Annotated in this window: 25 protein-coding genes; 12 read left to right on the top strand and 13 right to left on the bottom strand. The window is 71.3% G+C overall.

Features of this window, described 5'->3' with window-relative positions; all coding sequences use genetic code 11:
* Window positions 1–105: 105 nt before the first annotated feature.
* Both AC1DG4_RS08010 and AC1DG4_RS08005 read right to left on the bottom strand, forming a co-directional pair.
* The gene (locus tag AC1DG4_RS08010; protein WP_477375517.1) at window positions 106–927 is read right to left on the bottom strand and encodes a response regulator; all 822 of its coding nucleotides are present in this window, start codon (window positions 925–927) and stop codon (window positions 106–108) included.
* Window positions 924–2,375, bottom strand: a complete 1,452-nt coding sequence (locus tag AC1DG4_RS08005; protein WP_477375519.1) for a sensor histidine kinase — start codon at window positions 2,373–2,375, stop codon at window positions 924–926. The genes AC1DG4_RS08010 and AC1DG4_RS08005 overlap by 4 nt, the downstream gene beginning before the upstream one ends.
* A 111-nt stretch (window positions 2,376–2,486) precedes the next feature.
* Between AC1DG4_RS08005 and AC1DG4_RS08000 the strand changes: the two genes are divergently transcribed.
* From AC1DG4_RS08000 to AC1DG4_RS07980, 5 genes are all read left to right on the top strand, one after another.
* A complete protein-coding gene (locus AC1DG4_RS08000) occupies window positions 2,487–3,650 on the top strand; it encodes an MFS transporter (protein ID WP_477375521.1) in 1,164 nt (387 codons plus the stop codon).
* 100 nt (window positions 3,651–3,750) lie between these two features.
* Window positions 3,751–4,191: a VOC family protein gene (locus AC1DG4_RS07995; RefSeq protein ID WP_477375523.1), complete on the top strand. Its 441-nt coding sequence runs from the start codon at window positions 3,751–3,753 to the stop codon at window positions 4,189–4,191.
* Between the two features lie 18 nt (window positions 4,192–4,209).
* Complete coding sequence (locus tag AC1DG4_RS07990; RefSeq protein WP_477375525.1) at window positions 4,210–4,890, top strand: winged helix-turn-helix transcriptional regulator; 681 nt, start codon at window positions 4,210–4,212, stop codon at window positions 4,888–4,890.
* 198 nt (window positions 4,891–5,088) lie between these two features.
* Window positions 5,089–5,706, top strand: a complete 618-nt coding sequence (locus tag AC1DG4_RS07985; protein WP_477375527.1) for a dihydrofolate reductase family protein — start codon at window positions 5,089–5,091, stop codon at window positions 5,704–5,706.
* 305 nt (window positions 5,707–6,011) lie between these two features.
* Window positions 6,012–8,048, top strand: coding sequence for an MSCRAMM family protein (locus AC1DG4_RS07980; RefSeq protein WP_477375529.1), 2,037 nt, complete (start codon window positions 6,012–6,014; stop codon window positions 8,046–8,048).
* A gap of 51 nt (window positions 8,049–8,099) precedes the next feature.
* Here the strand turns inward: AC1DG4_RS07980 and AC1DG4_RS07975 are convergent, their stop codons facing one another.
* From AC1DG4_RS07975 to AC1DG4_RS07955, 5 genes are all read right to left on the bottom strand, one after another.
* Window positions 8,100–8,993: an HAD family hydrolase gene (locus AC1DG4_RS07975; protein ID WP_477421168.1), complete on the bottom strand. Its 894-nt coding sequence runs from the start codon at window positions 8,991–8,993 to the stop codon at window positions 8,100–8,102.
* Between the two features lie 64 nt (window positions 8,994–9,057).
* The gene (locus AC1DG4_RS07970) at window positions 9,058–9,903 is read right to left on the bottom strand and encodes an exodeoxyribonuclease III (protein ID WP_477375533.1); all 846 of its coding nucleotides are present in this window, start codon (window positions 9,901–9,903) and stop codon (window positions 9,058–9,060) included.
* Window positions 9,904–10,068: 165 nt separating this feature from the next.
* Window positions 10,069–12,249: a malate synthase G gene (locus tag AC1DG4_RS07965; RefSeq protein WP_477375535.1), complete on the bottom strand. Its 2,181-nt coding sequence runs from the start codon at window positions 12,247–12,249 to the stop codon at window positions 10,069–10,071.
* Window positions 12,246–12,677 carry a GlcG/HbpS family heme-binding protein gene (locus tag AC1DG4_RS07960; protein WP_477375537.1) on the bottom strand — a complete coding sequence of 144 codons (432 nt, stop codon included), beginning with the start codon at window positions 12,675–12,677 and terminating at the stop codon, window positions 12,246–12,248. The genes AC1DG4_RS07965 and AC1DG4_RS07960 overlap by 4 nt, the downstream gene beginning before the upstream one ends.
* A gap of 127 nt (window positions 12,678–12,804) precedes the next feature.
* On the bottom strand, window positions 12,805–13,347 hold the full coding sequence (locus AC1DG4_RS07955) for a YbhB/YbcL family Raf kinase inhibitor-like protein (protein WP_477375539.1): 543 nt from the start codon (window positions 13,345–13,347) through the stop codon (window positions 12,805–12,807).
* A 116-nt stretch (window positions 13,348–13,463) separates the two neighbouring features.
* On the opposite strand from AC1DG4_RS07955, the gene pyrE reads away from it, so the two are divergent.
* The 3 genes from pyrE to AC1DG4_RS07940 all read left to right on the top strand — a co-directional run bounded on the left by pyrE (window position 13,464) and on the right by AC1DG4_RS07940 (window position 16,283).
* On the top strand, window positions 13,464–14,039 hold the full coding sequence (pyrE, locus tag AC1DG4_RS07950) for an orotate phosphoribosyltransferase (protein ID WP_477375541.1): 576 nt from the start codon (window positions 13,464–13,466) through the stop codon (window positions 14,037–14,039).
* Window positions 14,040–14,154: 115 nt separating this feature from the next.
* Entirely contained in the window at window positions 14,155–15,078 is a 924-nt protein-coding gene (locus AC1DG4_RS07945; RefSeq protein WP_477375543.1) for an ROK family protein, read from the top strand.
* A 2-nt stretch (window positions 15,079–15,080) separates the two neighbouring features.
* Entirely contained in the window at window positions 15,081–16,283 is a 1,203-nt protein-coding gene (locus AC1DG4_RS07940; protein ID WP_477377310.1) for an anhydro-N-acetylmuramic acid kinase, read from the top strand.
* A gap of 26 nt (window positions 16,284–16,309) precedes the next feature.
* Here the strand turns inward: AC1DG4_RS07940 and AC1DG4_RS07935 are convergent, their stop codons facing one another.
* The 5 genes from AC1DG4_RS07935 to AC1DG4_RS07915 all read right to left on the bottom strand — a co-directional run bounded on the left by AC1DG4_RS07935 (window position 16,310) and on the right by AC1DG4_RS07915 (window position 19,008).
* Complete coding sequence (locus AC1DG4_RS07935) at window positions 16,310–16,471, bottom strand: hypothetical protein (protein WP_477375545.1); 162 nt, start codon at window positions 16,469–16,471, stop codon at window positions 16,310–16,312.
* Window positions 16,468–17,040 carry a YdeI/OmpD-associated family protein gene (locus AC1DG4_RS07930; protein WP_477375547.1) on the bottom strand — a complete coding sequence of 191 codons (573 nt, stop codon included), beginning with the start codon at window positions 17,038–17,040 and terminating at the stop codon, window positions 16,468–16,470. The genes AC1DG4_RS07935 and AC1DG4_RS07930 overlap by 4 nt, the downstream gene beginning before the upstream one ends.
* Window positions 17,041–17,043: 3 nt before the next feature.
* Window positions 17,044–17,871, bottom strand: a complete 828-nt coding sequence (locus AC1DG4_RS07925) for an HAD-IIA family hydrolase (protein WP_477375549.1) — start codon at window positions 17,869–17,871, stop codon at window positions 17,044–17,046.
* A gap of 46 nt (window positions 17,872–17,917) precedes the next feature.
* Complete coding sequence (locus AC1DG4_RS07920; RefSeq protein WP_477375550.1) at window positions 17,918–18,550, bottom strand: metal-dependent transcriptional regulator; 633 nt, start codon at window positions 18,548–18,550, stop codon at window positions 17,918–17,920.
* Window positions 18,551–18,657: 107 nt separating this feature from the next.
* On the bottom strand, window positions 18,658–19,008 hold the full coding sequence (locus tag AC1DG4_RS07915; RefSeq protein ID WP_477375552.1) for a hypothetical protein: 351 nt from the start codon (window positions 19,006–19,008) through the stop codon (window positions 18,658–18,660).
* Between the two features lie 56 nt (window positions 19,009–19,064).
* Here AC1DG4_RS07915 and AC1DG4_RS07910 point away from each other — a divergent pair, with 56 nt between their 5' ends.
* Window positions 19,065–19,781 carry a DUF1003 domain-containing protein gene (locus tag AC1DG4_RS07910; RefSeq protein ID WP_477421167.1) on the top strand — a complete coding sequence of 239 codons (717 nt, stop codon included), beginning with the start codon at window positions 19,065–19,067 and terminating at the stop codon, window positions 19,779–19,781.
* Window positions 19,782–19,792: 11 nt separating this feature from the next.
* Here AC1DG4_RS07910 and AC1DG4_RS07905 read toward each other — a convergent pair whose 3' ends face one another.
* Entirely contained in the window at window positions 19,793–21,070 is a 1,278-nt protein-coding gene (locus AC1DG4_RS07905) for an Nramp family divalent metal transporter (RefSeq protein WP_477375556.1), read from the bottom strand.
* A gap of 151 nt (window positions 21,071–21,221) precedes the next feature.
* Between AC1DG4_RS07905 and AC1DG4_RS07900 the strand changes: the two genes are divergently transcribed.
* The 3 genes from AC1DG4_RS07900 (at window position 21,222) to AC1DG4_RS07890 (ending at window position 23,913) form a co-directional block, all read left to right on the top strand.
* Window positions 21,222–21,887: a TrmH family RNA methyltransferase gene (locus tag AC1DG4_RS07900; RefSeq protein ID WP_477375558.1), complete on the top strand. Its 666-nt coding sequence runs from the start codon at window positions 21,222–21,224 to the stop codon at window positions 21,885–21,887.
* Between the two features lie 71 nt (window positions 21,888–21,958).
* Window positions 21,959–23,260 (top strand): sensor histidine kinase, encoded by a 1,302-nt coding sequence (locus AC1DG4_RS07895; RefSeq protein ID WP_477375560.1) that lies wholly within the window; start codon window positions 21,959–21,961, stop codon window positions 23,258–23,260.
* Window positions 23,257–23,913, top strand: coding sequence for a response regulator transcription factor (locus tag AC1DG4_RS07890; RefSeq protein ID WP_477375562.1), 657 nt, complete (start codon window positions 23,257–23,259; stop codon window positions 23,911–23,913). The genes AC1DG4_RS07895 and AC1DG4_RS07890 overlap by 4 nt, the downstream gene beginning before the upstream one ends.
* The last annotated feature ends 77 nt before the right edge of the window (window positions 23,914–23,990 follow it).

Raw genomic sequence — 23,990 nt, 5'->3', positions numbered from 1 at the left:
GCAGGACGTTTGCAACTCCGCAGGACGGAGAACGCCGGATCCTCCTGCAGAGTTGCGAACGTCCTGCGAAATGGAGCCCCGCGACCGGGCGCGCCCGCGCCCCGACTAGGCCAGACCCAGCCGGTGCGCCAGCACGACGGCTTGCACGCGGTCGCGCGCGCCGAGCTTCTGCAGGATCCGCGACACGTGCGTCTTCACCGTCGCCTCGCCGATGAACAGCTCCGCCGCGATCTCGGCGTTGCTCCAGGCCTCGGCCACGAGCCGCAGCACCTCGGCCTCCCGGTCGGTGAGCGGCTCGGGAAGTTCCGCGCTCGGCAGGGCGACGGATCCGGCGACGGGAGCGGATCCCCCCGCCGGAACGGCCCCGCCTGCCGGAACGGATCCGCCTGCTGGAACGGATCCGCCGACCGGAACGGATCCCCCTGCCGGAACGTATCCGCCCGAGGAAGGCGACCCGCCCGCGGGGTCCGTGCTCGACGCAACCGTCCCCGCGCTTCGCACCGCGAACCGCTGCAGCACTCGGCGGGTCACCTCGGGCGCGAGCATGCCGTCGCCGGCGGCCAGCGCGCGCACGGCGGCGACGAGCTCTTCGGGGCCGGCGTTCTTCAGCAGGAATCCGCTTGCGCCGGCATCCAACGCATCGAACAGGTAGTCGTCGCGGTCGAAAGTCGTCACGATGGCGATCGACGCGCAGATCCGGCCATCCGCCCTGATCCGCCGGGTCGCTTCGAGCCCGTCCATGTCGGGCATCTGCACATCCATCGTGATCACGTCGGGCAGCAGGGATGCGGCGAGGTCCACCGCCTCGGATCCGGTGCCGGCCTCGCCGACCACCTCGATGTCGGGCTGCAGATCCAGGATCGTGCGGAATCCCGCGCGGAGCATGGCGTGGTCGTCGACGATCAGCACGCGGGTCGGAGCGGTCACGTCGACTCCCTCGGGTCGCTTGTCGCCGTGGCTGGCGGGCCTGGAGGCCGCGAAACCGAACTTGCGTCCCGAGACCCACGGAACGATCGTCGGTCTCGGGACGTGGGTTCGTTCTCGCGGTCCCCCGCGCCGTCCGCGAGCAACGCGCCCGCGCCGCCGTCCGCGAGCAGCGAGCCCGTGAGCAGCGAGTCCGCGCCCAGCGAGCCCGCGGGCTGCGTCGCGGCCAGGGGGAGCGTCGCCCGCACGCGGTATCCGCCGGCCGGCCGGGCCACGAGCTCGATCGACCCGCCGGACGCGGTCGCCCGCTCGCGCATGCCGAGCTGGCCGAGGCCGGGCCGAAGCCCGGTGACCACCCGCCCCGTGTTGACGACTTCGAGTTCGACGGATCCCTGTTCGTAGCGGATCCGCACGTCCGCGACGGCGTCGGGGCCGGCATGACGGCGGGCGTTCGTCAGCGACTCCTGGGCGATCCGGTAGAGGTTGACCGCGGTCACGCGCGGCACCGGCACGGCTTCGCCGACCACCTGCAGCCGCGTGGGCAGGCCCGCCGCCGTCGACGCTGCGGCGAGGTCTGCGATGTCGTCCATCCCGACGGTCGAGGAGTCGTCGTCGCTGTCGCCGGGGGCGCGCAGCGTGTCGAGCAGCTGATGGAAGTCGCGGATGGCGTCGCGGGCCGCGGTCTCGATGCCGGCGACGATCGCGGTGGCGGCCTGCGGATCCTGCGGGATCATCATGCGCGCGGCACCCGCTTGCACGCCCATGACCGACACGTGGTGCGCGACCACGTCGTGCAGCTCGCGGGCGATGCGCACCCGGTCCAGGGCGACGGCCTGGGCGGCGCTGAGCGCGCGCTCGCGCTCGAGTTCGGCGGTGCGCTGCTCGAGTGCGGCGCGTTGACGGGCCGCACTCCAGCTGCGCTCGCCGAAGTAGTACGCGCCGCCGAAGTACAGCACGTTCAGCAGCACCTGCAGCATGAGGAACGCCACCAGCGGCGAGAACATCCCCGCCACGACCTCCGCCTTGTGCGCCTGATCGATCGCCTGCCGGTACATCTCGATGACGAGCCACACGGCCATCGCCACGATGATCCCCGCGCGCACCAGGAACGCCCTGCGGCGCGCGTTCATCCACGCGCCAACGGTGTACAGGGCGATGAACATCGCGATGTTGCCGGCGTAGATCTCCGGGACGTGCAGCGAGGTCGCCACCACGAACGCGAGGGACACCACGACGGCGACCGCGGCAGGCCACCGCCGTCGCATCGCGAGCGCCGCCGAGATGACGACGACGTACGGGATCGCCGTCCACAGCTCGGCCTGCGCGGTGCCGTAGACCTTCGCGATCGATGAGAGGCCGGCGCTGAGGATCCCGCCCACGAGCACGACGCCGGCCAGGAGCACGTCCTGCCGCAGTTCGCGCGAGGTAGGGGTGCGGAGGAACGGCGGCATCCCTCCACCGTAGGGCGGCTGTCGCCGGACGGCATCCCCCGCACGACGGATGGGCCGGAAAGCGACGGATGGGTCGGAAAGCGCCGGATGGGCCGGATGCGACACTGGAGCGTGCCCTCGCCGCGCCCGCGCCTCGCCCCGCTGTATCTCGCCGGATTCACGACCGCGTTCGGCGCGCACGGGATCGCCGCCGCCCTCGGCGCGGAGACCGAGGACATCGGCTGGACCCTGCTCGCATTCGGTTTCACCCTCGCGCTGTACGACCTGGCAGAGGTGCTGCTGAAGCCAGTGTTCGGCGCGCTCAGCGACCGGATCGGCGCGCGCCCGGTCATCGTCGCGGGGCTCCTCGCGTTCGCCGTGTTCTCCATCGTGGGCGCGCTCGTGCCCGGCACCGCCGGACTCATCGTGGCGCGGTTCGGGCAGGGGGCGGCGGCTGCGGCGTTCTCCCCTGCCTCGTCCGCCGCAGTCGCACGGCTCGCGGACGACACCTCCCGCGGCCGCTACTTCGGGCGCTACGGATCATGGAAGGCCCTCGGCTACGCGCTGGGCCCGCTGCTCGGTGCCGGACTGGTCGTCTGGGCCGGCCTGCCCGCCCTGTTCTGGGCGCTCGCCGCGGTGGCGCTGGTCGCCGCCGCCTGGGTGCGGTTCGGGGTGCCGGTGGTTCCCGTGCTGCCCCGCAAGCGAGTGACGGTCGCCGACCTCGCGCGAGAGCTCACCGCACCCGGATTCCTCGTGCCGACCCTCGTGCTCGCCGCAACGACCGGCGGCCTCGCTGTGGCGGTCGGCTTCCTGCCCCTGCTCGGCCGGTCCAGCGGCATCGGAACGGTCGGGAGCATGGCGCTCGTCACGGTGCTGGCCGTCGTCAGCAGCATCGTGCAGCCGCTCGCCGGATCCCTGCATGACCGCGGCCGCCTTCCTGTGCGGCTCGGCGCCGTCGGCGGGCTGGCGCTGCTGGCGGGCGGGATCCTGGTCGCGGGACTGTGGCCCGAGCTGCCGACGCTCGTGGTCGCGGCCGTGCTCATCGGCGCAGGGGTGGGACTCGCGACGCCGGTGGCGTTCTCGCATCTGGCCGCATCCACGCCTCCGGAGCGGATGGGACGCACGATGGGATCCGCGGAGATGGGGAGGGAGCTGGGGGACGCCGGAGGGCCTCTCGTCGCCGGTGCCGTAGCGACCGCGACGCTCCCCGGTGTGGGACTCGTCGTGGTCGCGGGGCTCACCGCCGTAGCCGGGGTCCTCGCCGTCTGGGGGCTGCGGACGCCGCGGGCGGACTGAGTCGAGGGCGAACAGTTGCTTGCTATTGACAAGCGAGCTTGTTAAAAGCAAGCTGTTTCGCAACGGACCCGACGGAGGGCCCACCGACAGAGGAGTCATCGTGACGAACGTCTTCATCAGCCTTCCCACGTCCGACCTCGAGCGCGCGAAGGCCTTCTACGTCGCTCTCGGCTGCGAGATCCGACCGGAGTTCTCCGACGAGAACGGCACGTGCTTCGCCTGGGACGACAATGTCTTCCTGATGCTGATCACGCGCGAGTTCTTCGCGACCTTCACCGACAAGCCGATCGTGGATCCGAACACCGCGGTGCAGGTCTCGATCAACTTCTCCCGCGATTCGCGCGAGGAGGTCGACGCGATGGTGGCCAAGGGCCTCGCCGCGGGCGGCGCCGAACCGCAGCCGGCGCAGGACTACGGCTTCATGTACATGCGCGATCTGAACGATCCCGATGGCAACGCCCTCGGCTTCCTGTACTCCGTGCCGGAGGGTGCGGAACAGGGCGCCGAGACGCAGCCGGCGACCCAGGCCGCCGGGGCCTGATGCGGGGCCGGTGCTGACATGGCCGCACGAAGTTACGGCCAGTACTGCGGCGTCACCACGGCCGTCGAGCTGATCGGCGAGCGCTGGGCGCTACTCATCGTGCGCGATCTGCTCGTCGGACCGCGTCGCTACACGGATCTCAAACAGGGGCTGCCGCGCATCCCGACGAACATCCTGTCCACGCGGCTCAAGGAGCTGCAGGAGGGCGGGGTCGTACGCCGGGTGCCACTGCACGGCTGCGGGCTCGTGTACGAGCTCACGCCCTACGGACAGGCGCTCGAACCGGTGGTGCTCGCGCTCGGGCGCTGGGGCTTCCAGACGATGGGCGACCCGGGCGAGGGCGATGCGATCACACCGGATTCGCTCACGATGGCGCTGCGCACCGCGTTCCGCGCCGAGCACGCCCGGGGGCTGGATGTGGAGCTGCACGTCGGAGACGTCGCGCTGCGGGCGATCGTCCGTGACGGCGTGCTCGCGGTCACGCAGCTCGCGCCACCCGCTCCGCCGGTCGGCGGGGCGGTGCCGTCCGGTGACCCGGAGGCGGTCATCGTCGCCGGTCCCGGCATCCGGCATCTCATCGCCGGGGACGTCACCCCGGCGGAGGCGATCGCCCAGGATCTCGTCGCAGTCGTCCGCGGCGACGAGCGGATCCTGAACGACTTCGCGAAGACCTTCCACATCGCACCTCTCGCGGCGTAGCGTCGCCGTGGGCGCGTGCGCCACGGATCGTGCGCCGCGCCCCGCGAAACCGAACACTGACCGCGAAACCGAACCTGCGTCCCGAGACCGCAGAACAGAACTGCTGTTTCGGGACGCGCCTTCGGTCTCGCGGTCAGCTGAGCGAACTCGAATCATGAACGACCGAACCGGATCCGGGATCCACGAGGAGCAGACATCATGACCGGACGCATCATCATCGACCTGTTCACGACGCTCGACGGCGTCGCCCAGGCCCCGGGGGGACCGGAGGAGGACACCAGCGATGGATTCCGCTTCGGCGGGTGGCAGGCGACGCTCCCGAGCGAAGCCGTCATGCGCAGCGTGACCGAGGGGATGGAAACCCTCGACGCGTTGCTGCTGGGGCGACGCACGTACGACATCTTCGCGGGCTACTGGCCGGAGCACACCACGGGACCGGAGGGCTTCATCGGTCAGCTCTTCGACCGCGTGCCGAAGTATGTGGCGTCCCGCGATGCCGGGATCGCACTGGACTGGCAGGGCAGCAGCAGGGTCGGCGCAGACCTGCCCGCGGAGATCGCCGCGATGCGTGAGAACCATAGGGACGTGCACGTGATCGGGAGCGTCGATTTCGTGCAGACCCTGCTCTCCGAGCAGCTCTATGACGAGCTGCAGCTCTGGGTGTATCCGATCGTGCTCGGCCAGGGCAAGAAGGTGTTCCCCGACGGTGCCCGCCCCGCGAACATGCGGCTCGTGCACGCCGAGTCCGGCGACGGCGGCACGCTGCTGCTGCGCTACGCGCCGCTTCCGGGGGAGCCCACCACCGGCACGATGTGACGACGAGCGCCGCCGTGATGAGCAGGGGGCGCACCGTGTCGGATTCGTGACCGGAATATCGCGTATCCGTCTAGCTGACGGACCGCCGCGAAACTACAGTCGTCGGTAACGCGCGGGGACGCTGACGCGAACAGCCGCACCCAAGGGTGCGGCTGTTCCCTTGTCGGGATCCGGTCCCGGAGATTGCCACTTTCCTGAGAGAACCCTATGCCGATAGATTGCATCGACGCCTGTTCCTCAGGCTCCGGTCCGACCCTATGGAGGGCGGCCGCTGACCCGATGGGGGGACAAGGATGTCTGCAGGTGTGTCAAGGCGCCGACGCTGGAAGGGAGCGCTCACCGCGCTGCTCGCCGCGGCGCTGATGTTCACAGGGGTAGGGGCTGCGAATGCCGACCCGACGCCCGGGGCGGGAGGCTCGATTTCGGGCGTCGTCACGAGCGACGTGGACGGCTCCCCGATCGCAGGTGTCTACGTCGAGGCGCAGAACGATGATGCGTCGTCCCTCGCCGGAGCGACGACCGGCCCGGACGGCACCTACCGCATCGACGGATTGCTCGCGGGGGCGCATCGCGTGCATTTCCTGACCTCTGGCACGCCGTACATCTCCGAATACTGGAACAACTCGACGGACTACTTCGGCGCGACCACCGTGGACGTGCAGGACGGCGCGGTCGCCACGGGCATCGACGCGGGGCTCAGCGTGGGCGCATCGATCAGCGGGGTCGTCACTCGCGACGACGGATCACCCGTGACGCAGGCTTTCGTCGCTGCGAGCGGCACAAACGGCGGGTTCGGCAATGCGGTGACGGATTCCAACGGCGCCTACACGCTTCAAGGCCTCGCCGCCGATAGCTACACCGTGCAGTTCTCGGCGAGCAGGGACGGCCTCGTCAGCGAGTACTGGGACAACGCGCCCGACTACTCGACCGCGACGAAGGTTCCTGTGGCATCCGGTGGCGCTGTCACGGGAATCGATGCCGTGCTCACGGCAGGCGGGTCGCTCCAGGGCGTGGTCACGCTCGCCTCCGACGGCTCCGCGGTCACCAATGGCGGGGTCTCCGTGCTGGACGCGGGCGGCAACTTGGTCGCAAACGGATGGCTCGCCCCCGACGGCTCGTACCGGATCGACGGTATTCGTCCCGGCGACTACACGGTCAGGTTCGTCTCGTACGACCCGAAGGTGCTGAGCCAGTACTGGGACGGGGCTGCCTCGGCGGCCGACGCCACCCCCGTCACGATCGTCGCGGGCCAAACGGTGAGCGGTATCGACGCCGCGCTGCGCGCCATCTCGTCGCAGATCAGCGGCACTGTGACGCGCGCATCCGATGGCCTCCCCGCAGTGGGCATCTCCGTGAACGTAGAGGGCATCAGCGGGGACTTGTCCGCGGTGACCGATGAGGCGGGTATGTACCAGATCCCTGCGGGCCCTGGAACGTACACGGTCATGTTCCGCGATCCGTCGGAAAAGCTCGCCACCCAGTGGTGGAGCGGCGCGTCGAACGCGAATGACGCGACGCCGGTCACCGTCGTCGACGGCGCGGACAGCACGGGAATCGATGCGCAGCTCGCCGCGAACGTCACCATCAAGGGCTCTGTGCTCATCGACGGCTCGACGGACCTGCGCGGACGCTCCTCGAGCATCGCGGTGATCGCCGCGGTGGGCAATGAGAACGTCGGCATGTCGTACGTCCACCCGGACGGGACCTACAGCATCACGGTCAGCCCCGGCACCTACACGGTCAAGGTCGAGCCCACGGAGGGCCTGGAATACGCGATCGCACCGCAGTACTACTCGCACGCGAGTTCGGCGAGCGATGCGACCCCGGTCGTCGTTTCGGACACGGCCGATACCACGGGAATCGACTTCGACCTGTCGTCGCGCAGGGCGGAGGTCACGCTCGCGGCGGCCACCGTCCAGCCCGGCGGTGCCATTCACGTGACCGGGTCCGGTTTCATACCGGGAGAGTCCGTCGCGGTCGAGCTGCACTCCACCCCGATCTCCCTCGGGACGGTCACAGCCGGCGCCGACGGTGTCGTCGATACCACCGTCACGATTCCGGCGGATGCGCCCGCGGGGGCGCACCGGATCGTGCTCACGGGGCAGATGTCGACGCTGACCGGCGATTCAGCGCTGACCGTGGCCGGCGCGACCACTCCCGGCGGATCCGACGGACCAGGAACGGGTGGCACGGGGCAGGGATCGGGCTCGACGCCTGCGACCGGCTCGGGCACCGCGCAGCTCGCGGCGACCGGCGCGGAGTTCCCGGAGGCGGCGCTGCTGCTCGGGGCACTGATGCTGCTGATCGGCCTCGCCGCGGTCCGCATTCGTCGTCGGGCCTGACCCGACGCGCGACGAGGCCGGATGGGAAGACCCGTCCGGCCTCGTCGTCGTTCAGCCCGCGAGCACCCGCTCCAGCACGACCGCGACGCCGTCGTCGGCGTTCGAGGGGCTGATCTCGTCCGCGGCGGCGAGGRCTTCGGGCTCGGCGTTCGCCATCGCGACGCCGCGGCCGGCCCAGCGCAGCATCTCGACGTCGTTGAGGGCGTCGCCGAACGCGAGGACCTCGCTGCGGTCGATGCCGAGCCGGTCGCACAGGTGCGCGAGCCCGGTGGCCTTGGTGACGCCCTCCGCCATGACCTCGACGAACGGTGCGCCGGACAGAGTGGCTTCGAAGCCGTTTTGGTCCAGGGTGCGGAGGGCGTCGAAGATCTCGGCCGGGGTGATGTCGGCGTGCCGGATCACGAGCTTCAGGCTCGGCGCGCCCAGAACCTCGGCGAGCGGGACCGCGCCCATCGACGCGGGATCGCGTTTGTGGTCGCCGTGCGCAGCGACGTCGGCATAGCCGGCCTGAGCGACGAAGACCTCACCGGCCTCGCGCACGCTCGCGAACAGCAGGGAGTCGATCCGCGCGTCCAGCTCGCGCGCGATCCGTTGCTGCACCGGCACGGCGATCTCGGTGGCGAACAGTTGTTCGTGCGTGTCCAGGCGGATGCCGTACGCCCCGTTGCCGCACAGCGCCCAGCCGTCGAAGCCCGCTTCCGCGGCGATCGCGCGCAGGCCGATCGGCTGGCGCGCGGTCACCGGCACCACGACGATGCCCGCGGCCCGTGCGGCGTCGAGGGCGGCGCGGGTGCGCGCGCTCACGCGGCCCGCCGGATCCAGCAGGGTGCCGTCGAGATCCGTCGCGATCAGCCGGATCCGGGATCCTGATGCCTCCGGGGCAGCGGATCCCGCGAGCGGACTCGCCGAGCGCACGGGATCCTGCCGCGTGTACGGCTTGTTCATGCCGGCATCCGGTGTGCTCGACAGGTTCCCGTGCGCTCGGCGGGACGCGCTGCGGCCGTGCTCATCAGGCGAAGATCATCGGCATGTCGCCGTCGTCTTCGGCACTGCCGAGTTCGAGGTCGACGACCACCGGCACGTGGTCGCTGGGCTGCTCGCCCTTGCGCTCCTCGCGATGGATCGAGGCGCCCTTCACGGCGTCGGCGAAGGTCGTGGATCCGAGCACGAAGTCGATCCGGATGCCCTCGTTGCGCGGGAACTTGAGCCGCTGGTAGTCCCAGTACGTGTAGCCCTCGGGGAGCAGCGGTCGCACGACGTCGTGCACGCCCGCCGACTCCAGCGCGAAGAACGCCGCGCGCTCCTCGGGGGAGACGTGCGTGGAGCGTCCGACGACGATGTCCGGATCCCCGTTGTCGTGGTCGAACGGGATGATGTTGAAGTCGCCGACGAGCGCGAGGGGCAGGCCGGGCGAGGTGGCGAGCTCGGCCGCGGTCGACGTGCGCAGCGCGTCGAGCCAGTGCAGCTTGTACGCGAGGTGCGGGTCGTCGAGCGAGCGCCCGTTGGGTACGTACAGGCTCCAGACGCGGACGCCGTTCACGATCGCGCCGAGCGCCCTGGCCTCGAGCGGTGCATCGGGGCCCTCGTGGCCCTTGGCGAAGCCGGGCATGCCGTCGAAGGACGTGCGCACGTCGGTCATCGGCTCGCGGCTCGCGATCGCGACGCCGTTCCACTGGTTCAGGCCGTGCACCTCGACGTGATAGCCGGCCTCCTCGAAGGGCGCGTACGGGAACTGCTCCGGCTTGCACTTGATCTCCTGCATCGCGAGCACGTCGATGTCCTCGCGCACGGCGAACTCGACGGTGCGGGCGACGCGGGTGCGGATGGAGTTGACGTTCCAGGTGGCCAGGCGCATGGATCCAGCCTACGGGCGGGCGACGACATCGCCGGTCGTGGGGCGGTTCCAGGAGGTGCCGGCCGCGGACGTCCGAGCGCCCCCCTGGGTAGCCCGATCTCAGAGTCGTCCCCGTGAGCGGACCCCATGGGGTCCGCTCACGGGGACGACTCGGAAGTGGAGGGGTCAGACTCGGGCGAGCTGGGCTGCCTTCTTTTCGCGGCGCAGGCCGTGCAGCAGGGGCTCGGTGTAGCCGCTCGGCTGCGCGGCGCCCTCGGTGATGAGGCGGCGGGCGGCGGTGAACGCGATGCCGGGCTCGGATCCCTCGGCGAACGCGAGCGGCTCGTAGTTCTCATCGCCCGCGTTCTGCGCGTCGACGACCACGGCCAGGCGGCGGAGGCTGTCGTCGATCTGCGCCTCCGTGATCACGCCGTGCTGCAGCCAGTTGGCCAGCAGCTGGCTCGAGATGCGCAGCGTGGCGCGGTCCTCCATGAGGCCGACGTCGTGGATGTCCGGCACCTTCGAGACGCCGATCCCCTGATCGATCCAGCGCACGACGTAGCCGAGGATCGACTGCACGTTGTTGTCCACCTCCGTCGCGACGATCTCGGGCGTCAGCGAGCCCTCGGGAGCGAGCGGCGGGACCAGCAGGCGGTCCAGTGCCTCGTCCGAGACCGCCGGCAGCGCGGCCCGCGCGGCGAACGCGTCGACCTGGTGGTAGTGCAGGGCGTGCAGGGTCGCGGCGGTGGGCGACGGCACCCAGGCGGTCGAGGCCCCGGAGCGCGGGTGCGCGATCTTCTTCTCGAGCATGTCGTGCATGAGGTCGGGCTCGGCCCACATGCCCTTGCCGATCTGGGCGCGTCCGTTGAGGCCGCTCGCGACGCCGATCGCGACGTTGCGGTCCTCGTACGCCTGCATGAACGGCTGCGCCTTGATCCCGGCCTTCGGCAGGAACGGGCCGGCGTGCAGCGAGGTGTGGATCTCGTCGCCCGTGCGGTCGAGGAATCCGGTGTTGATGAAGACCACGCGGTCGCTCGCGGCGGCGATCGAGGCGGCGAGGTTCGCCGATGCGCGGCGCTCCTCGTCCATGATGCCGATCTTCATCGCGCCGGCGGGCAGGCCCAGCAGCTCCTCCACGCGGCCGAACAGCTCGGCGGCGAATGCGACCTCCTCCGGCCCGTGCATCTTCGGCTTCACGATGTACATGGATCCGGTGCGCGAGTTGGTTCCCTTGTTCGCGCCCTCGAGCTCCGGCAGGGATCCGAGCGCGGTCATGATCGCGTCGAGGATGCCCTCGAAGACCTCGTCGCCGTTGCGGTCGAGCACGGCGGGGGTGCGCATGAGGTGGCCGACGTTGCGGACGAAGAGCACGGCGCGGCCGGGGAGGGCGACCTCGCCGCCGTCGGCCGTGCGGTACACGCGGTCCGCAGCCAGCGAGCGGGTGAACGTCTTGCCGCCCTTGGTGACGGACTCCGTGAGGGTGCCGTCCATGAAGCCGCGCCAGTTGCGGTAGCCGAGCGCCTTGTCGTCGCCGTCGACCGCGGCGACCGAGTCCTCCAGGTCGAGGATCGCGGTGAGTGCGGACTCGAGGATGATGTCCTGCACGCCCGCCGCGTCGGTGCGGCCGATGGGGCCGGTGCGGTCGACGAGGATCTCGGCGTGCAGGCCGTTGTGCACAAGGAGCACGGTGGCGGGCGCCCCGGCCTCGCCCGTGTAGCCGACGAAGCGCTCCGGATCGGCGAGCCGGCGGTCGCCGGACGCGGTCGGCACGACGAGCCCGTCGGCGTCCACGCGGTAACCCGTGGCGTCGCGGTGCGACCCCTCGGCCAGCGGCGCGATCTCGTCGAGGAGCTCGCGTCCGAACGAGACCACGGCGGCGGCGCGCGCCGGATTGAACTCGGTGCCAGGGGCGAGCTCGCCCGTGCGCTCGATCGCGTCGGTGCCGTAGAGCGCGTCGTACAGGGATCCCCAGCGGGCGTTCGCCGCGTTCAGGGCGAAGCGGGCGTTCAGCAGCGGGACGACGAGCTGCGGGCCCGCCATGGTGGCGATCTCGGGGTCGACGTTCTCGGTGGTCACGGAGACCTGCTCCGGCACCGGGACCAGGTAGCCGATCTCGGTGAGGAAGGCGCGGTAGGCGGCCGGATCCGGCTGCCCGGGATTCCGGCGGTGGAACTCGTCGATCTGCTGCTGCAGCTCATCGCGCCGGGCGAGCAGCGCGGCGTTGCGCGGCACCAGGTCGTGCACGATCTCGCTCACGCCCGCCCAGAACGCCGTGGCGTCGCGACCGGAATCGGCAAGCGACGCTTCAGCGAACTCGACGATCGGCGCGGCGACCGACAGGTCTGCGCGGGAGAGGTACGAGGTCATAGTTCCATTCCTTCTGTGCGGGCGCCGAGGCGCTTGAGGGTTTCCAGGGCGATCTCCGCGTCGATTGCGGGGGGACCTCCGGCGATGCCGAGGCCGCCGACGTGGTGCTCGCCGAAGAAGATCGGCACGCCCCCGTCGATCGTGGTCATGGCTCCGCCCGTGCCGAGCGGCAGGGTCGCCGAGAGCGCCTCGGCGATCTGCCCGGTGCGGCGGCGGATCGAGGCGCTGCTCTTCGCCTTGCGCTGGGACGTGTCGGCGCTGTGCGGGGTCGAGCCGTCGGCCATGCCGTAGGCGATGAGCGTCATCGACGGATCCGCGACAGCGGCCACGGTGGGCAGGCCGCGCTCCGCACCGATCTCGAGGGCGAGGGCCACGGCGCGGGCGGCCGTCTCGTACGTGATCGTGACGGTCTGTCGGTGCGTGGACATCGGCGTCTCCCTGGGCGTGATTTATCTCGATGTCGAGATTACCTTCGCGAGGAGGTTACCACAATGTGAAGCTTAAGTTCCACATGTCGAAAGAAAGGGTCGCGAGTTGGTATCCCTTCCGGACCGCTCAGCGCTCGGAGGGATCCGCCGTGCCGACCAGGATCCCGCGCGCCAGCACGTGGAAGTGCCGGTTGAAGCCGAGGTAGGCGGGCGTCTCGTCGCCGTCCAGCTCGATCTCCTCGATATCGAGCGCATCGACCGTGATGACGTAACGGTGCACGCCGGTGCCGGCGGGCGGAGCGGCGCCGATGTAGCGCTGCAGCCGGGCCTCGTTCGGCACGGTGATCGCCGGGGCGGGGAGGGATCCGGGTTCGCCGTCTCCCGCTCCGGCGGGCAGCGAGCGCACGTCGACGGGGATGTTCGCGACGGCCCAGTGCCAGAAACCGGATCCGGTCGGGGCGTCCGGGTCGTAGACGGAGAGGGCGAAGCTCTTGGTGCCGGCCGGCGGCTCGCCCCACACCAGGGCGGGGGAGCGGTCGTCTCCGCCGCGGGATGCCGACCACGCCCAGACCGGCAGCGGCCCGTCCGCGTCGAAATCGGGGCTGGAGAGCTCCAGCGGGGGCACCGGCTTCAGCCGGGCGAGGGCGGCGTAGGTGTCGACATCGAGCATGCGATCCTCCTCTGAGCGCGGACACGGCCACTCTAGGCCGCGCATCCCGTGCTGTCGCCTGCCTGAGCGCCGTTCTCCTCTGCTCGGGCCGGAAGGGTGCGCCCTAGACTTGAGGCGTGACGCTCAGCACCCCCGAACTCGAAGCCGACCGCCAGGCCCTCATCGCCCTGATCAAGGACGAGGCGGTGTTCCACGGAGACTTCACACTGGCCAGCGGCAAGCAGGCGACCTACTACGTCGACATGCGCCGTCTCACACTCGACCACAGGGCCGCGCCCGCGATCGGGCGCATCGTGCTCGATCTGATGCAGGGGCTCGACGGCATCGCCGCCGTCGGCGGTCTCACCCTGGGAGCGGACCCGATCGCGAACGCCGTCCTGCACGAGTCGGTGCGCGCCGGATCTCCGGTCGACGCCTTCGTGGTGCGCAAGGAGCCCAAGGACCACGGTCGCGGACGCCAGATCGAGGGCGCCGATGTCACGGGCAAGCGCGTGGTCGTCGTCGAGGACACGTCGACCACCGGTGGGTCCCCCCTCAAGGCCGTCGAGGTGCTGCGCGCGGCCGGCGCCGAGCCGGTCGCCGTGATCTCGATCGTCGACCGCAAGACCGGTGCGCAGGCGGCGATCGAAGCCGCGGGTCTGCAGTGGCTCGCCGCGATCGATCTCGAAGACCTCGGACTCGACCCGCAGTGACCGATTCGTCTCGGGACGTCTGCACGATGCCGCGACGACTGCACGATCGGATCCAGGATTCCGTCGTGCGTCCGGCTCTCGATCGTGCATCCGTCCCCGATGTGAGGAGTGCCGCATGACCGGATCCGCAACGGAAGATCGTCGGGTCGCGCTCGCCGTCGACGTGGGCGGGACCAAGCTCGAGGCCGCCCTGGTGCGCGCCGACGGGACCGTCGTGGACGGCACCCGCAGCCGTCGCCCGACCGGGCCCGATGCGACCTTCGACTCGCTGCGCGCGGCGATCGGCGAGGTCGTCGCCCATGCGCTCGCCGGACGCGGATCCGAGGATGAGCTGGTCGGCGCCGGCATCGGCAGCGCCGGTCCGGTTGACCGGGAGCAGGGCACGATCGTGCCGGTGAACATGCCCGGCGCGCACGGCTTCGGGCTGCGCGACGCCGTGCGGTCCGCCGCCGAGGCGGAGTACGGGGCTCCGGTCGAGACGGTGCTCGCGCACGACGGCGGCTGCCTCGCTCTCGCCGAGGCCCGGTACGGCGCGGCGCGCGGCGCCGCGGCATCGCTCTCGATCGTGGTGTCGACCGGCGTCGGCGGCGGGTTCGTCGTGGGCGGCCGCTACCTGCCCGGATCCTCGGGCAATGCCGGCCATCTCGGCCAGGTGCACGCGACGCCGGAACTCACGGTCGAACAGGTCGCTTCCGGTCCCGCGAGCGTGGCCTGGGCCCGCACCCAGGGCTGGACAGGGCAGCAGGGCGAGGATCTGGCCCGCGACGCGAAGGCGGGCGACGCGATCGCGCGCGCTGCGATCGAACGTTCTGCCCGCACGGTGGGCGCGGCGCTCGCCGACGCCTCGACGCTCGTGGACCTGGAGGTCGTCGCGATCGGCGGCGGCTTCTCTCGCGTCGCGGACGACTACATCGAGCTCGTTCAGGCGGCGCTCACCGAGAGCGCGCAGCACGACTACTCCCGCCGCACCCGCGTGGTGCGCTCCGGGCTCGGCGACGAGGGGCCGCTCATCGGCGCCGCGGCGCTCGTGCTGCGGTGACCATGCGCGTCCTCGGTCTGCAGTCCGGCACGTCCCACGACGGGATCGACGCCGCCGTCGTGGAGTTCCGCGTCGACGGCGTCGACCCGCACGGCGCCACGCTGCGGGGGACTGTGCTGCACACGGCCGAGACCCCGTACGCGCCGGAGCTGCGTGCGCGCCTCGTCGCCGCGCTGCCTCCCGCCGCCACGACGCTCGCCGAGGTGTGCGAGCTCGACACCCTGATCGGCCAGGCCTTCGCGGAGGCCGCGGCCGCGGCGGCGGATGCGGTGGGCGGCGTGGACGCCGTGTGCTCGCACGGGCAGACCGTCTTCCACTGGATCGAGGAAGGCAGCGCGCGCGGCACACTGCAGGTGGGCCAGCCCGCGTGGATCGCGGAGCGCACAGGCGCTCCAGTCGTCTCCGACGTGCGGATCCGCGACATCGCCGCAGGAGGACAGGGCGCCCCGCTCGTGTCGCTCCTCGATGACCTCCTGCTGCGGAACGCGCTGCCCGAAGGCGGCGTCGCCGCCGCGCTCAACCTGGGCGGCATCGCGAATGTGACCGTGGTCGGATCCGGCCCGGTGCAGGGCTACGACATCGGTCCCGCGAACGCGCTCATCGACGCGGTCATCCAGGATCGTGGGCTCGACGAGCGCGGCTACGACCCCGACGGCCGGATCGCCGCGTCCGGCCGGGTGGACGAGGACCTCCTCGCCGCGCTCCTGGACGATCCGTACTACGCGCTGCCCGCGCCGAAGAGCACCGGCAAGGAGTACTTCCACCTCGCCTACGTGCGGGACCACGTCGCGGCGCAGGGTCGCAGCATCGCGGACGCCGACCTCGTGCGCACGCTCACCGAGCTCACGGTGCGCACGGTCGCCCGCGACATCGCGGCACGGGGCGCGGCCTTCCTCGCGGTCTCGGGCGGCGGGGCGCACAACCCGGTGGTCATGGACGGTCTGCGTGCCGCGCTCCACGGCGTCGAGGTCGTGTCGGCCGACGCGCTGGGCGCTCCGGCCGACGCCAAGGAGGCGATCCTGTTCGCGCTCATCGGCTGGTGCACGCTGCACGGCGTTCCTGCCGTGCTGCCCGGGGCCACCGGTGCGAATGCGCCGCGGATCCTCGGCACGATCACGCCCGGATCCGGCCCGCTCCGGCTGCCGGAGCCCGTCGCAGGGATCGCGTCGCTCACGCTGGACCAGGTCGGCGGTCAGGTCGGCTGAGGCCGGCGACCGAGGCTGACGGGCGGTCAGCGGTTCGGCTCGTCCTCATCCCAGGGGCCTTCCCACCATGGACCCCGGCCGTCCTCGCGGCCGCGACGGCGTCGGCTGAGCACGATCTGCACGATCCATGCGGCCAGCGTGCCGAGTGCGATGACGGCGGCGACCCAGATGATCGGGTTCGATGTCATGGCCGCTTCCCCTCCGCTGCATCGGCGACGATCTTCGCGATCCGCGCTGCCCTGGTCTCGGCCCGCTTCGCCATCGCGATCTGCGTCAGGCCGACCTTCTTCGCGGATGGGGGGAAGGCATCCCATCCCGCGCGTCCGGCGGGGGAGGCGTCGAGGGCCGCGATGAGGTCGTCCGGCTCGATCCCGGCTTCGGGGCCGTCGAGCACGGACCACGCACCGTTCGCCTTGGCCACCTCGATCGCGCGGATCCCTGCGGCCTCGAGCAGACCGGCTTCCTCGAGCAGCGCGACCCTGGCCTTGTTCGTCGCGGCCCAGCCGCTGGACGCGCGGCGAGGCGCGAACCACAGGCCGCCGATGCGCTCGTCGAAGCTGCGCACAGGGCCGTCGATCCAGCCGAAGCACAGCGCCTGCAGGATCGCCTCTTCGTAGCCGATGTGCAGGTCGTCGTTGCCGGGGCGCGGCCGCACCAGCCAGGCGCCGTTCGCGGTCGCGTGGTTCTCCGCCAGCCAGGCGCGCCAGCTCGCCGCGTCGGCCGCGGTGACCCGTACGCCCTGATCGAGTGCGCCCATGGATCAGCCCTTCGTCTTCGGCGCCTTCTGCGGAATCGTCCGGATCGTCTCGGTGATACGGGGGAGCAGATCGGCGACGGACTGCACGACCTCGTCCGGGCGGAACGGATACTTCTCGATCTCCGCGGTGTCGCTGATCCCGGTGAGCACGAGGATCGTGTGCAGACCTGCCTCGATGCCCGCGACGACGTCGGTGTCCATGCGGTCGCCGATCATTCCGGTGCGCTTGGAATGCGCGCCGATCTTGTTGAGCGCCGAACGGAACATCATCGGATTGGGCTTGCCGACGACGTAGGGGTCCTTGCCGGTCGCCTTGGTGATGAGTGCGGCGATCGCGCCGGTGGCGGGCAACGGCCCGTCCGCGCTCGGACCCGTGGCGTCCGGGTTGGTGACGATGAACCGCGCACCGTCGTTGATCAGGCGGATCGCCTTGGTGATCGCCTCGAACGAGTAGTTGCGGGTCTCGCCGACCACGACGAAGTCGGGATTCGTCTCGGTCATGATGAAGCCCGCGTCGTGCAGGGCGGTGAGGATCCCGGCTTCACCGATCACGAACGCCGATCCGCCGGGGAGCTGCTGCTTCAGGAAGTCCGCCGTCGCGAGCGCGGAGGTCCAGATGCGCTCCTCCGGCACGTTCAGCCCGCTGGTGCGCAGGCGAGCGGACAGGTCTCGCGCGGTGAAGATCGAGTTGTTCGTCAGCACGAGGTAGGGGATGTCGCTGCGCTCCCAGCCGGCGAGCAGCTCGGATGCTCCGGGGATGGCATCGTTCTCGTGGACCAGCACACCGTCCATGTCGGTGAGCCAGCATTCGATGTCGTCGCGTTGTGCCATGCGCCCAGCCTAGGACTCCCGCGTTACGTGCGGATGACGGCGGAGGTCAGGCCGACAGCCAGACCACCTCGGACGCTGCTTCGGGGAGGGCGACGTCGGCGCCGCCGATCCGCAGGCCGCCGGGGATCACGACGACCTCGCCGCCGATCGCCACCCCTGCCGACTCCAGGGCGCGCAGAAGCTCCGGATCCCGGTCGTCCACGCGCAGCACTCGGCCCGAGTGCCCTGCCGCGGCGTCGGCGAGCAGTACGAAGGGCTCGCGTTCGATGCGGCCGGCGGCATCGGGGATCGCATCGCCGTGCGGGTCGAAGCGGGGCCGGCCCAATCGGGCGTCGATGCCCTCGAGCAGGCGGTCGCTGATCGTGTGCTCGAGCACCTCGGCCTCGTCGTGCACCTCGTCCCAGGCGTAGTCGAACTCGCGCACGAGCCAGGTCTCGATGAGGCGGTGCCGGCGGATGATCGCGAGTGCGCGCTGCTCGCCGTCGTCGGTGAGCCGGACAGCACCGTAGGGAACGTGCGAGACGAGGCCCGCCGCCGCGAGCTTCTTCACCATCTCGGTGACACTGGACGGGGCGATGCCGAGCTTCGCGGCGAGCTGCGACGGCGTGATCGGCGTCGGCTGCCATTCGGTGTGCGCGAACACCGTCTTCAGGTAGTCGTCGGCCGCGGGGGATGCCACAGCTCCACCCTAACCGCCGCCGTTGTCCTTCCACCGTCCGCGTCGTCCCCGTGAGCGCACACTATGGCGTCCGCTCACGGGGACGACTCGGAAGAGGGGGGGCGGGGTCAGTGGGTCATCGCGGAGATGACGGCGAACGCGGCCTGGCCGGCGAAGAACATGATCGCGAATCCGGCGAGAGCGCCCAGCAGGGACAGGCGTCCGTCGAAGCCCTCGATGCCGCGCATGCCGATCGCGCGGGCGCGGAAGGACAGGATCAGGGTCAGCGCGCCGAGCGCGAGCTGCACCCACGGGCTGCCGACCGGCAGCAGCTTCGGCAGGGCGAGGAGCAGGATCCCGAGGGCGGCGGTGACGAGCGACGCCCAGGTGCAGATCCGCACGGATCGGCGGGCGGAGGCCTGCGCTTCGGCCTTCTCGGCGGCGCGCTGCGCGGCGGACGGGCGGCGGGATCTGGCCATCCCTCGAGCCTACCCGCGGCCGCTGTGGGCCCAGCGCGCCGCCGAGGAGCGGAAGGGTGACGCGCGAGACTGGATCCGGGCCCGGCGATGACGCGGGCACGAGGGAGCAGAACCTGCCGAGGGAGAAGGCCATGTCGATCGAGAACCTCAACGCGTTCCTCCACGAACTCCCGAAKGGCAGCGCGCGACCGCTGCCCGAGAGCACCTGGCACGAGCAGGCGAAGGAGCGGCTCACCGTGGGCGAGCGGTATGCCGATCGCCTCCGCAACGGGATGGGCAGCTGGGCGTTCGTCGGCGGATTCCTGCTGTTCATGGCGATCTGGTGGATCCTCAACACGGTCAAGACCACCGCCTGGGATCCGTATCCGTTCATCCTGCTGAATCTGTTCCTCAGCATGCTGGCCGGTCTGCAGGGCGCGATCCTGCTCATCGCCGCGAAGCGCCAGGACGCGATCTCGGCCGCACTCGCCCAGCACGACTTCGACACCAACGTCGCGGCCAGGATCGACATCGAGGCGCTGCTGGAGATCAACCGGCGTCAGCTCGAGATGATCGCGGAGTTGCAGGGGATCGCCCGCGCGCTGGTGCCGGCCCAGACCGGGGGTGCCGATGCGCCGGCTGTCGACGCGCAGGACGTTGCGACGGAGGTCGCCGCCGCGAAGGATTCCGCGCGGGCCGCAGAGGCGCAGGCCGTCGTCCAGGCCGAGGCGCACGGCGGTGCACCGGATGTCTCAGAGAGCGGATCCGCCCCCGACGACTCCTCGGAGAGCTAGACGCCGAGGCGTCAGGCGCCGGTCAGCAGCAGCCAGAGCAGCACGGTGTTGAGCGCGATCAGCAGTGCGGCGGCGACGATGCCGGCGATCGTGGTCCACAGCCGGTTCGCGTAGCGCCCGAGCGTGCGCTGCCGAGCGGTGAGGGCGACGAGGGGGATGAGAGCGAAGGGGATCCCGAAAGACAGCGCCACCTGGCTGAGCACGAGCGCGAAGGTGGGATCCACACCGAGGCCGAGGATGAGCAGCGCCGGGATCAGGGTGACCAGGCGCCGCACCGGCATCGCGATGCGCACGCGCAGCAGCCCGTGCATGATCTCCGCGCCCGCGTAGGCGCCGACCGCGGTCGATGCGAGGCCCGAGGCCAGCAGGCCGACCGCGAACAGCGTGCCGATGAGCGGGCCGAGCTGCGCGCTGATCGCGGCGTGCGCGCCCTCGAGGGAGTCGGTGCCGCTCACGCCGGGGAGCGTGGCGGCGGCGAGCAGCAGCATGCCCAGGTTCACCGCGCCCGCGATGACCATCGCGAGCGTGACGTCCCATCGGGTGGCGGTGAGCAGTCGTGCGATCGGGGTGCGCCTGGCCGGCTCGGGGTCTCCGCCGGGGTGCACGGGGGCGGATCCGAACCGGTCCCTGGCGAGGGCGGAGTGCGCGTAGATCGCGTGCGGCATGATCGTCGCGCCCAGGATCGAGGCGGCCAGCATCACGGACCCGGAGTCGGCGAACCGCGGCATCAGCCCGCCGATCGCGGCGGACGGATCCGGCGGGGCGACGACCAGGCCGGCGAGGAACCCCACGGTGACGACGGCGAGCAGGCCGATCACGACGAATTCGAACGGCCGTGCGCCACGACGCCCCTGTACGGCGAGCAGGACCATCGAGACCGCGCCCGTGATGAGGCCGCCGAGAAGCAGGGGGATCCCGAACAGCAGCTGCAGCGCGATCGCGCCGCCGATCACCTCGGCGATGTCGGTCGCCATCGCGACGAGCTCGGCCTGCACCCAGTACGCGCGACGGGCGAACCGGTGCTTCAGACGGTCGCCGAGCAGCTCGGGCAGGCTGCGCCCGGTGACGACGCCGAGCTTCGCGGACAGGTACTGCACGAGCCACGCGATAACGTTCGCCACGACCACGACCCACACGAGCAGGTAGCCGTAGCCGGCGCCCGCGCTCATGTTGCTGGCGACGTTGCCCGGATCCACATAGGCGACTCCGGCCACCAGCGCAGGCCCGAGCAGCGCCGCGCCGCGGGCGGAAGCCGGGGCGTCGGAGCGCGGAGGTGCGATGGTCACCATGGTTTTAGGCACACCGAAAACCTACTCCATTTTTAGGCATACCGAAATATCCGGATGCCCGGACGAGGGGAAGCGTGGGCTGCGCCTTTCGCACGAGCTGCGCCGGGCCACGCGGAACGTCGGTGCCCGTTCCCGCGGCTACGCTGGCGGGATGCAGGATCCGGTGCCCGAGAGCGAATCAGCGACGACGGCGGAGGCGCCGGCGGAGCCCGTCGAGCACGGTGTCGGCCCCTGGCCGGGCGGCCCCGACGCGTGGCCCACCGGGGAGCATCTCGATCCCGACCTGCTCGCGCAGGGCGACCGACGCAACGTCGTCGATGCCTACCGCTACTGGCGTATGGAGGCGATCGTCGCCGACCTCGACTCCCGACGGCACGCGTTCCATGTGGCGATCGAGAACTGGCAACACGACATGAACATCGGCTCGATCGTGCGCAGCGCCAACGCGTTCCTCGCCGACACGGTGCACATCATCGGGCGGCGGCGCTGGAACCGCCGTGGTGCCATGGTCACCGACCGGTACCAGCACGTCGTGCACCACGAGACGGTGCAGGCGTTCACCGCGTGGGCGGAGGCCGAGCGGATCCCGATCATCGCCGTGGACAACCTCGACGGCGCGGTGCCGGTGGATCGTGCGGAGCTGCCGGAGCGCTGCGTGCTGCTGTTCGGCGCGGAAGGTCCAGGACTGTCGGAGGAGGCGCTCGCCGCGGCATCGGGGCACGTGGAGATCACGCAGTACGGATCCACCCGCTCGATCAACGCCGGCGCCGCGGCGGCCGTGATCATGTACGAGTGGTGTCGGAGGCACGCCGGCTGACAGCGCGATCCCGAATGCGGGTCACTCGCGCGGGTGAGGACGCGCGCGCGGCCGCATGCCAGCATGGGGACGTGCGGACAGGGAAGGCGCGGATCGGCGCGCGCGGCGGCGGCGCCGTGCTGATCGTGGCGCTGGCAGCCCTTGTCGTGCTGCTGCCGATCAGCCTCGCCTCGCTCGCGTGGTCGACCCCGCACCGCGCGCTGCCGGTCGTCCTCGGTCTCGCGCTGGGCTTCGTGGTGCTGCACGGCGCCTCGCTGCTGTCGGTGCGGCGCCCGGCCATGGGCTTCCTCGTCGCGAGCGCGGTGATGCTGCTCCTCGTGCTGATCCCCGCGGCGCGCGATGCCTCCGCTGTCATGCACCCGTCGGCGATCGTGTATCTGCTGTGCCTCGCGCAGGTCGCCGCGCGCGAGCGGGTGCGGCTCTCCGTCGTCGCCCTGGGTGTCGGACTCGCCGGCGCGGGGATGATCGCGCTCGCCGAACCGGCGTTCGGGTACGCGGCAGGCATCGACGTCGCGTTGCTGCGGCTGGGCGCCTTCCTCGGACTCGCGGCCAGCGCGACCGCCGCGTGGGCGTGCGGTCTGCTGGTGCGCTTCGCCACGAGCCGCGCCGAGGAGCGCACGGCGGTGCGCGTGCGTCAGGCGATCGCGGACGAGCGGATGCGCATCAGCGGAGAACTGCACGATGTCGTCGCGCACGCGATGACTGTCATGATCGCGCAGTCCGAGGTGGCGCGGGCGCTCGTGCGCGAGCGCCCGGAGGTCAGTGAGCGGGCGCTCGGCGTGGTCGTGGACACGGGCCGCGACGCGCTGCGCGGCATGCGCGCGATCGTCGCGGCCGAGGGGGACGCCCCGAAGGAGCCGCTGCCGACGGCGGAGTCCCTGGCCGAGCTGGTCGCAGCGGTGCGCAGCCCCGCCTGCGCGGCCCGGCTCGTGGAGACCGGAGCCCGCCGCGCGCTCGCGCCGGCGTCGGCGCTCGCGCTGCACCGCGTGGTGCGCGAGGGGATCACGAACGCCATGCGGCACGCGCTGCCGCCTGTGCGGATCGAGGTGCGCCTCTCCTGGTCCGAGCAGCGGGTCGAGGTCGAGGTCGAGGACGATGGCGGATCCGGGCGCAGCGGATCCGATCTTGGCACCGGGACCGGGCTGGTGAGTCTCGGCGAGCGGATCCGGCTGGCGGGCGGGTCGCTCGTGTCGGGAGCGGTTGCCGCTGCGAACCCGGAATCGGCCCCGTCTGCGGGCTCGGGATCGCGGGGCTGGCTGCTGCGGGTCGAGCTGCCGGTGCTGCCGGTGCTGCCGGCGGAGGCGGAGGCCGCGGCGGGCATCGCCCCTTCGATCGCGGCGGGGCGCACGGCGGACAAGGCGGAGGGCGCATGACGATCCGGGTGCTGCTCGTGGACGACCAGGAGCTGTTCCGCGAGGCTGTCGCGATCATGCTGGGCCGGGATCCGCGCATCGCCGAGGTCGCGACCGCGGCCGATGCGCACGGAGGCATCGCGCATGTGCGCGGCCATGCCGTCGACGTCGTACTGATGGACATCCGCATGCCGGGGATGGACGGCATCGCAGCGACCCGCGAGATCCTGCGGCTGAAGCCAGGGGTCCGGATCCTCATGCTCACGACTTTCGACCTCGACCAGTACGTCGTCGAGGCGATCCGTGAGGGGGCGAGCGGGTTCCTCACGAAGGACGCCGCTCCGCAGGACCTCGCCGACGCCGTGGTCGCGGCCGCTGCCGGGGACGCGGCCATGTCGCCGCGCGCGACGGCCGCGCTGCTCGGTTTCGTGCGGGAGGGAGGGTCTGCGGCCGATCCCGATGCGGCGCTCGCGCCGCTGAGCGGCCGGGAGCGCGAGGTCGCGCAGGCGCTCGCGACCGGGGCCTCGAACGACGACATCGCGCGCACTCTGTTCCTCAGCGAGAACACCGTGAAGACGCACGTGAAGGCGATCCTCGCGAAGCTCGGGCTCGCCGACCGCCTGCACGTCGTGATCTGGGCCTACGAGAACGGCGTCCGCCGCCCGGGCCGGTAGGCGCAGGCGTCCAGGGATCATCCCTGCGGGTGATCCGGAACCGTCCTCGGGGGCGACGCGGAGGTCGGATCCGGATC

The sequence above is a fragment of the Microbacterium sp. 05N427 genome (genome assembly GCF_056397105.1).
Note: the sequence above shows the minus strand (reverse complement) of the source record. Positions and strands in the feature narration are given on the sequence as shown.